3 protein-coding genes and 1 pseudogene are annotated in these 9341 nt (G+C 47.4%); 2 read left to right on the top strand and 2 right to left on the bottom strand.

Annotation, left to right across the window (positions count from 1 at the left end):
- The first annotated feature begins 943 nt into the window (after positions 1 to 943).
- Together ACUVQO_RS20910 and glmU are read left to right on the top strand one after the other, a co-directional pair.
- Positions 944 to 1954: an HD domain-containing phosphohydrolase gene (locus ACUVQO_RS20910; protein WP_445927760.1), complete on the top strand. Its 1011-nt coding sequence runs from the start codon at positions 944 to 946 to the stop codon at positions 1952 to 1954.
- Positions 1955 to 2098: 144 nt separating this feature from the next.
- Positions 2099 to 3466 (top strand): bifunctional UDP-N-acetylglucosamine diphosphorylase/glucosamine-1-phosphate N-acetyltransferase GlmU, encoded by a 1368-nt coding sequence (glmU, locus tag ACUVQO_RS20905; protein WP_445927759.1) that lies wholly within the window; start codon positions 2099 to 2101, stop codon positions 3464 to 3466.
- Positions 3467 to 3827: 361 nt separating this feature from the next.
- On the opposite strand, the gene ACUVQO_RS20900 is transcribed toward glmU, so the two are convergent.
- A complete protein-coding gene (locus tag ACUVQO_RS20900; RefSeq protein ID WP_445927761.1) occupies positions 3828 to 7202 on the bottom strand; it encodes an alkaline phosphatase in 3375 nt (1124 codons plus the stop codon).
- Between the two features lie 1509 nt (positions 7203 to 8711).
- Positions 8712 to 9332, bottom strand: a pseudogene (locus ACUVQO_RS20895) (amidase family protein).
- Between the last annotated feature and the right edge of the window lie 9 nt (positions 9333 to 9341).

Genomic DNA, 9341 nt, shown 5'->3' with positions numbered 1-9341 from the left:
AAATAGATTTGCTTCCGGAAAAGTATCTGGCGTTAAAACCGTAACTACACTCACCCAGTTTGCCGACATAGACTCAATACTATGCAGGTTTTCAGTAACCTACATCAGCAGGTTTTCCCGGATAGCCGCGACTTCAGTCGCCAGGGTGAGAGAGAGACCTTTAAAACATCCTCTTAGAGAACGGTCCTTTTCCTATAAGAGAAACTAAGATTCTGGACTTGGAAAAAGTTTATTTGCGATTAATGGATTGCAAAGTATTCCTTTTAACTATCTTGACTAAAAATCATCTAAAAAGGCTCGAAAATACTGCGAATTGTTGATTGGAACTAAGAAGCGAGATCACATCTAATCCAAAATTATTTTCCCCTTTTGCCCGTTTCTCTTACTTGTCTGTTTCTCGTAATTGATTCTTATTAAATCTGGAATACAAAAAATGGCTAACTGTCCTTTCTGCTCAAGTATTTTGTTGCGCCATATTCGTATGGGGCAAATGTATTGGTTTTGTCGTCGCTGCCGGACAGAAGTTCTGCAAACAAAGGCCCATCGAGCAGTGAACTTATCTACTCCACTCGCTTACCTGATAGGCGATCTCCAAGGTAATATTAAGTTGCATGAAACTCCTCCATCTTCGTTGGTAGTTCACAAAGATTAATAAAATAGCTCAGGGAGCAACCGTAGGCCATCAAGAACTGATAAACAGCGATAGCGGGTTAATGCAGGCGTAGCGACGATCGTCCCAAGCAGTAGCCGAGCACTCGTCTGTTCCGTACATGAGGAGAATCTCCGTAAAAAACCTGATCTCTCTAATAGGATGATTGATCATACTGGAGTGGCAAAGTGCTGATAGATGAGTAAAGTAAACTCAGTCAGGTTTATCTAGTTCTACCATCACCTCGTGCAAGGTCTTCCTCTCGTGACTCATTCATACTCAGAACGCCCTCGAGTGCTAGTCGTTGACGATCATCCATCTAGCCGGATGACGGCAGTAGCCCTGCTGTCTGTAGAAGGGTATGACGTGATAGAAGCTGATTGCGGCTTAGATGCACTGGAAATGGTCAATTCTGGCAATCCAGATCTGATTCTTCTGGATGTGATGATGCCCGGCATGGATGGCTTTGAGGTATGCCGCCGCTTAAAGCAGGATGAACACACTCGGCTCACTCCTATTGTTTTTGTGACAGCTTTGGACGATCGTCGTTCTCGCCTGAGAGGAATCGAGGCCGGAGGCGACGATTTTCTAACGAAACCCTTTGATCAATTGGAACTCTCAGCCAGAGTCAAGTCCTTGATTCGCCAGAAACGGCTGAACGAAGACCTGGATCATGCGGAACAAGTTCTGTTCTCCATTGCCCGTACTATTGAGAGTCGTGACCCCAATACGGGAGATCATTGCGAACGCCTGGTTAGCTGCGGAAAAGCGTTTGGAGAATTCCTGGGATTATCTCGCAGCGAAATTCGAGACTTAGCCTGGGGAGGGTATCTGCACGACATCGGCAAAGTTGGCATTCCAGATTCAGTGTTGCTTAAACCAGGGAAGCTCACCCCTGAAGAATGGGAGATTATGCAGCAGCACGTCTCTATAGGAGAGCGTATTTGTCAACCCTTACGTACCATGCGGGGAGTAGTTCCAATTATTCGTCACCACCACGAACGCTGGGACGGTTCAGGCTATCCGGATGGACTGGTAGGCGATCAAATTCCCCTATTAGCTCAGATTTTTCAACTCATCGACATTTACGATGCACTGACGAGTGAGCGCCCTTACAAAAAAGCCTTTACCCCTCAAGAAGCCCTCGCCATTTTGGATGAAGAAACGGCCAAAGGCTGGCGTAATCCGGAATTGGTCAAACAGTTCAAGGCTTTTATTGCCACTGTTGAGGATATCCCAGAGAATACTAAAGCTGGAACCTCTGAAACAGAAGGCTTATCTCAACCCACCTCCTCGGCTGCGTAAACTGGCAAGATGGCCTGACTCGATCGCTGGTAGAGGACAAACAATCACAGCCATTCCATCTCTTCCCATATTTTTGTCCATTTACTGAATCGCCTGAGATAAGCTTAGAAACGGAATCAAGCAATAAAACAGGCTAAGAGAAGGATGGTAGCAGTAGCAATTTTGGCGGCTGGTCGTGGAACCCGGATGAAATCCGATTTGCCCAAGGTTCTACACCAACTGGGAGGACGTTCCCTGGTGGAATGGGTATTAAACAGTGTGCAAGGCCTCCAACCTATACGCCGACTCGTCATTGTGGGCTATCGACGGGAATTGGTCATCGAAGCTCTTAACCAAAAAGCCGATGGTAGCCTGCTCCCCCCCTTAGAATTTGTGGAACAACCTGAGCAACTGGGGACAGGTCATGCCGCTCAGCAACTTCTTCCTTACCTGGATGGCTTTGATGGCGATTTATTGGTTTTGAACGGAGACGTACCCTTACTCCGTCCTGAAACACTACAATCCTTGCTACGCACTCATCAAGAAAATCAGAATGCGGCAACATTGCTGGCCGCTCACCTACCCAATCCCAAGGGATATGGGCGCGTCTTTTGCAATGGTCAAAATATCTTGCAACAAATTGTTGAAGATCGAGATTGCACACCAGCCCAGAAGCAAAATCGCCGTATCAACGCTGGGGTGTACTGTTTTCGGTGGGTAGAGCTGGCACGGATCTTACCCAAACTGACTGCAGAGAATGATCAACAAGAATACTACCTGACGGAGGCGGTGAACTATATGGAGCCAGTTATGGTGGTCGATGTGGAAGATTACCAGGAGATTTTAGGAATCAACGATCGCAAACAATTAGCCGAAGCCTACAGCATTTTGCAAGACCGGATCAAGGAGAACTGGATGAAGCAGGGAGTAACGCTGGTCGATCCAAACAGCATCACCATTGATGACACGGTTCAACTTGCTGCCGATGTCGTCATCGAACCCCAAACTCATCTCCGGGGCCATACCCGCATTGAAGCGGGCAGTCGTATCGGCCCCGGAAGTTTGATTGAAAATAGCCAGATTAGTCAAAATGTCACGGTTCTCTATTCCGTAGTTACAGGTAGTACGATCGCTGAAAATAGCAGAATTGGACCTTATAGCCACCTGCGCGGTCATGTAGAAGTTGGTTCGGCCTGCCGAATTGGCAATTTTGTGGAACTCAAAAATACCAAGTTAGGAGATCGTACCAATGTTGCTCACCTATCCTACCTGGGAGACACCACGGCTGGAAATCAAGTCAATATCGGCGCGGGAACCATCACCGCCAACTATGACGGGGTGAAGAAGCATCAAACAAAAATTGGCGATCGCACCAAAACAGGTTCCAACAGCGTTCTGGTTGCTCCCCTGACAATCGGCGAAGATGTCACGATCGCGGCTGGCTCTACGGTTACAGAAGATGTGCCCAACGATGCCCTCGTCATCGCCCGCCCCCATCAAGTTGTCAAGCCTGGTTGGCGACTCAAAAGTTGAGAGTTTTAAGTTTTGAGTTTTAAGGTAAACTTAGCACAACTTTAGCTTTGAACTCTGCACTATACTGAGTGCTTCAGCAGTTAGAGCCTTTGTAGATCGCAATTGCCAGGTGCTTTGCTGTTATATTAACGTTCACCAATGGGAAAACCTTGAGTAGATAGTGGTTGTCTCAGCCTGCCTTGAGGCACCTAGCGCGAGTACCACCTGTAGCAGAGTTTTTTGGGTAAGCAGATTAACTGCAAGAAATTGTTGGGCATCGAGTGGCAGACTGAGCAAGTAGGAGGAGGATTGAGTTAAACTCAATCCTCCTCATGTCTGTCAAAACTCGCCCTACCATTGCACCTTAATTTAATCTACAGTCCTAAGCAAACAGCAGCTGAGCTGTATTGCCGCTGGCTAAGTTGAGGCCAATGGTATTGGCGGTCAGTCCGCTGACATTGCGTAATTCCAGTAGGGATTGACCAGAGCCAAACCCTGCATTATTGGCAATGCCATCACTCAATCTGAAGAAGGTACTACTGCCATTGCTGACCACATCGATCGCGGCGATTCCCTCAAATTGCAAGCGATCGCCACCAGCACCCAATGTGAACTGGTTAACAACGTCGATGCCATCACCTAAGCGATAGATCACGGTATCAGCGGAGTGGTCATGCCCTAAGTTGAGTGTGTCATCACCCACACCACCCACTAAAATGTCAGAGCCAGATCCGGCAAACAACCAGTCATTCCCATCGCCACCCCGCAGAATATCATTTCCATCGAGACCATACAATCGGTCATTCCCACCCTGTCCATTGATCACATCATCCGAATCATGAAACCCAGAGACTGTATTATCCAGATCATTCAGGAAGGTGACGGTATTGCGGTTAAATACCACTGTACGAACATCATCTTTATTGAATACATCAAAACTATCCTGAAAGGTAGTTTGACCATCAAACAAGATGTTCCCCAAATCAACCGAGGCACCTGTCGCTTTTGTCAAATTATCTAGGTTTTCCAGGGCAAAGTTACGTAGGATGACCCCCGTGTTGGCAATCCCCTCAAAGGTGATGATCAAATCATCGCCATCCTGGGTCAGCAGCATGTTACGAGCTGTTAGCCCTGAGCCTTCCAGCTTGATCGTATCCAGTTCAGCGATCGTGCTGCTGCTGGGGTTGACACCACGACTGATGCCACCGAAATCAACGGCAATGCCATAACCTTCGCCCTGCCTGACCGTCAGGTTTTTTTGTCTGCCAGATCCTTCCAGCAGATCCGCAAGATCGATACCAAACAGGGTCTGGTACATCAGTTTGTAGATCTCAGTATTGTCCAAAGTACTGGGCAGTTTGTCGGCGTTCAGACCGTAGGTTTTGGCCACGATGCTACCTGGGAAGTCTGGCGTACCTGCCCAGACCACACCAAAGTTCCCCATGGGACCGTCAATGCTATCCATTGCCGCAAAGGGAACCCAGGGAAACTCTGAGCTGGCAGTACTACCTTTTTTCCCATCCAAGAAAGCTCGGGTGTTATTGGTGGTTGTGGGATTGACGTTGATAAAGGGAACTTCAGGCTGGCTATCTGCCAGATTAGGATTGCTGGCATCGAAGTTGCCACTGGGACGAGTGTAGGGAGCAAACTGGAATACTTGCAGACCACCTGCATCACTGTCAGCAGCAGTGATGACGAGGGTATTGGGATCCTGGGTGTTGACATAATTCATTGCTACCCCGATCGCCGCATCTGCCCGACGCATAGCTTCGATCGTCCCCACGGCATTGTTTTTGTTTGCAAAGTTATCGGTGCCCTCCTCTTCAACCACCACAAAGAAACCATCAGGGTCGCGGTTGAGAATCTTGAGGGAAGCCTCCAGCATCTCAGCGACGGTGGGAGCTGTTGCCACGTAGAGGGGACGGGGATTAGCTGTATTTAGTCCCAGAGCCTCTTCCCGTCGATCGTCAAAGGTGTGATTGGCGGCAAAAACCCCAAACAATTTGCTGGGAGGGTTGGGGCTGTTAACCACGGCATTCATCTGGTCTTCGGTGTAAACTACCGTGTAGCCCAGGGATTTTGCCAGGTCAATCAAGTTAATGGTGGGGCGATCGGCGGGATCATCAAATTGCGCATCAATTTCGGGGGTGACATGGAAACCCGTTGTGCCCTTGGGTAAGAGATACACTTCTCCACCAGACATGATCACGTCAGTCCCAGAGCGGATCACCTGTTCAGCAATCTCGGCGGTTTTATCTCGCGCTCTGACTGCTGGATCGGGAATGCGGTTCAGGGTTGCAGCAGCAAAGGCCGCCGTTCCCGGTTCGCCAATATGACCCGACTGGATCAATGCGGTTGCCTTACCTGCGGCGATCGCTTCTTCTAGGATGGTCATCCCCACCTTGCCGGAAGCAGGCGTAACCTCACTATTATCATTGTTTAGACCAAAGGATTCGGCAAAGACCTTCACCCCATTGGCGTGGGTCACAGCCCCAGCATTAGACGTTCCCGTGAGCTGGTCTTCCATATGTCCCAGGTAAACACCAGCATTGGACATCATGTCCCAGTTCAGGCGGCCGTCAGGGCCTAAATCAATGTTGCGCAGCGCCATGTAGTGAGACGGGCTAGTGCCATCCGGGTGAATGAAGATAACATTCCCTGTTTGTTTGGTTGCTTGTGGGGCTGGCGTTGGGTCTGGATTCCGCGATTCGAGTTCAACCTCGAACAGCGTTTCGTACATCAGCTCGTAAATCTTGGTGTTGTCCAGCGTGGCAGGCAACTTGTCTGCATTAAGTCCATGCGCTTTGGAAACAATAGAACCACTGAAGTCAGGGGTGCCAACCCAGGCAATGCCAAAGCTAAACATATCACCACTGGCATCGGGTTGTGCCACAAAAGGTAGCGTGTTGGCTCCTGTTTGCCCATCCAGAGGCACATTGCGGGCAGTAGTCCCATCGACCGGGTTGTTGTTAATGGTTCCCACATTATTGGTGGGAGTGCGGGAGTCAACCACCTGTAATCTACCCGCATCACTATCAGCAGCCGTAAGAATCAGGGTATTGGAATATTTCTCGACAAACTTTAGCACAACCCCGATCGCTGCATCTGCCCGACGTATAGCTTCCAGCGTACCAGGGGCATTGTTGTTATTGCCAAAGTTATCGGTGCCCTCTTCCTCCACGATGGCGATCGACCCATTGTCAAAGTTAGGGTGTAGCTCCATCAACTTCTGGGTTACTTCCAGCATCTCAGCGATGGTAGGAGCCGTTTCTAGATAGAGGGGCCGGCCATTGGCTGCCAGAACTTCTTCCGGTCGATCGTTGAAGGTATGAATCGGTGCAAATACCCCCAGAACTTTAGTTGGAGGTACAGGGGTTTTCGCCGGATCGAGCAAATCCCTCAGTTGCTGTTCAGTATAAACAACGGTATAGCCCAGGCTTTTTGCCTTTTCAATCAAGTTTTCGCTAGGGCGAATGAGAGAACTGGTGCCGAGGGCATCCAATTGTGCGGCAGTACCATGAAATCCATCAGTTCCCACAGGCAGCAGGTTTAACTCACCACCGCTCATGATGAAATCAACACCCGATTCAATCACCTGACGGGCAATTTCAGCGAATTGAGCACGTGGGACAGTCTGGGTGCCGCTACTGGTGACAATTTCTTCCGTTTTGGCAACGAAAGCAGCCGTACCGGGTTCAAAGATCGCCCCAGATTGCAATAAAGCCGTGACCTTCCCTGCATCCCTAGCTTCTTCGATGATCGTTTTTCCGGTGATACCCGATAAAGGAACAATATCCAGGTTCCCCTACTCATACCCGAAAGACTCTGCATAGACCTTTGCGCCAGTGGCATGAGAACTGCCCCTCCGTTGGAGGTTCCTACCAACTGGTCTTCCATGTGTCCGAGATAGACCCCTGCGTTGGACAACTTGTCCCAATTTAGTCGCCCATCTGGACCGTAATCAGCAAATCGGGCAGCTGCATAGTGAGATGGGCTGGTGCCATCGGGATGAATAAAAATGACATGGTTTCCTGCCATACCTCTTAATTTCCCCCTACTTTTATTGACAAAAACTGCGTTAATTCAAGAGTTTTTTCGATTAATTCAATCTGTAAAAAAGTCGCATTTTATTCTAACAATCACATCGATTTTTATCAAATTTTCATAATCAAAATAATTAGATCATCTATAAGTTTTTCTGAAAAAACCTCAACAATAAAACTTATATTGATTGTTTTCCAAATAACCTGACAGAACGCTTAAGAAAATATGACTTGGTAATACTAAATTACTTAATTAATACCTCCTAACAAACAATGACAAAGCCATTTAGTTATTCAGTTTGGATTTTTTTAGTTATTCAATTTGGATTTTTAAAGAATAGCTTTAAAGAATAAATTGATAATACTTTGTAATCTTTGCAGGCATATGCAGATCTTCATAGTTTAATCTTCATAGTTTAAGAGGCTATTTTAAAGGCCTGTTTCTTTTGTATCCTGTCGATGAAGTCGCAGCTATAGGCAGAAAATCGTCGATGTAGGTTGCTAAAAACCTTGATTTTATTGAGTCTGCGTCGGCAGATTGGGTGAGTGTAGTCGCGGTTTTAAACGCCCGGTATCTTTCAAATACCCTCTAATAAGAGAATCAAAAAATCAACTTCTCAAGCTCTGTTGATTCTCAGTTTTGAAGCAAAACTAACTAAAAAACCTACCCATTAAGCTGTTTGCTCACCGTTAACGCTCAACTCGTAAGAGACGATGACATTGATAATCCCGAATCAATTTCTCGATATAATAGGCCATCGCAGTTAGCAATTTGCCATCAGTTTGCAATTACTAGAATTTACAACATATCCAACTCATAAACGCTTCCTACTTTAACAGTTAGTTAATCGGAATTAGGCCTACTATAGCCGAATGAAACTGCTGACAATGAAAGACAGTTCATGCTAGCTCATCAGCCACTGATCTATTCTTCTAGTCCAGGGGATCAACCTCCTAAAGTTCTATCAATCAATTGCGTCAGGTCAAAGGGATAACTCTTGAAAAATATACTGTTTAGAAATTAAGTGGAGTTAATGTTGAGGTTAATACTGAGAAATCTCAGAGGGTGTTTGAAAAGTATCCGGCGGTTAAAACCGCGACTACACTCACCCAATCTGCCGACGCAGACTCAATAAAATCAAGGTTTTTAGCAACCTACATCGACGATTTTCTGCCTATAGCTGCGACTTCATCGCTAGGGTGACTTAACTTGTCTCCACCCCTCACTCTCTCGGCAATTCTGGACGATGATGGCTCCAGGGCTGGGCGGCTTCGATTTGGGCGGCTAGAGAAATCAAGGTAGCTTCAGCGGCAGGACGACCTACAAGTTGAACCCCAACAGGCAGACCATTCGGATCAAAGCCCGTGGGAATAGCGATCGCAGGCTGACCAGTAGCATTAAACGGTGGACAGGGGGCAATCCATTCAACAATCTTCCTGAAATTCTTTGCAGGTCGAAGTTTGGCTCACTCTCCCACCCGGATAGGCGGATGCAAATAGGTGGGCAACAGTAATACATCCACCGCATCAAAGAAAGAGACAATTTCACGAGCAATGATTTGCATTTGATCGACGGCTCGCAAATATTTTCCACAGGAACAAAACCGCGCCCGCATGGAAAACCAGCGGTTCATCTTCTCTAGAAAGATTTCTGGGACTCCAGCTTCATTTAAAACAGCCTGGAACACTGTGGTAAAGGGCTTTTCTAATTTCTCTATTCCAGTTGGACAGCCAGGTTCCACCTGATGTCCCAATCGTTCCAACAGGTGCGCTGTATCCAGAACGGCTTGTTGACAGACTGCATCCGCCTCTTTGATCGACGGTATCCCGGTTGAGAAGGCAATCTTGAGGGG

Source organism: Leptodesmis sp. (genome assembly GCF_052746595.1).
Note: the sequence above shows the minus strand (reverse complement) of the source record. Positions and strands in the feature narration are given on the sequence as shown.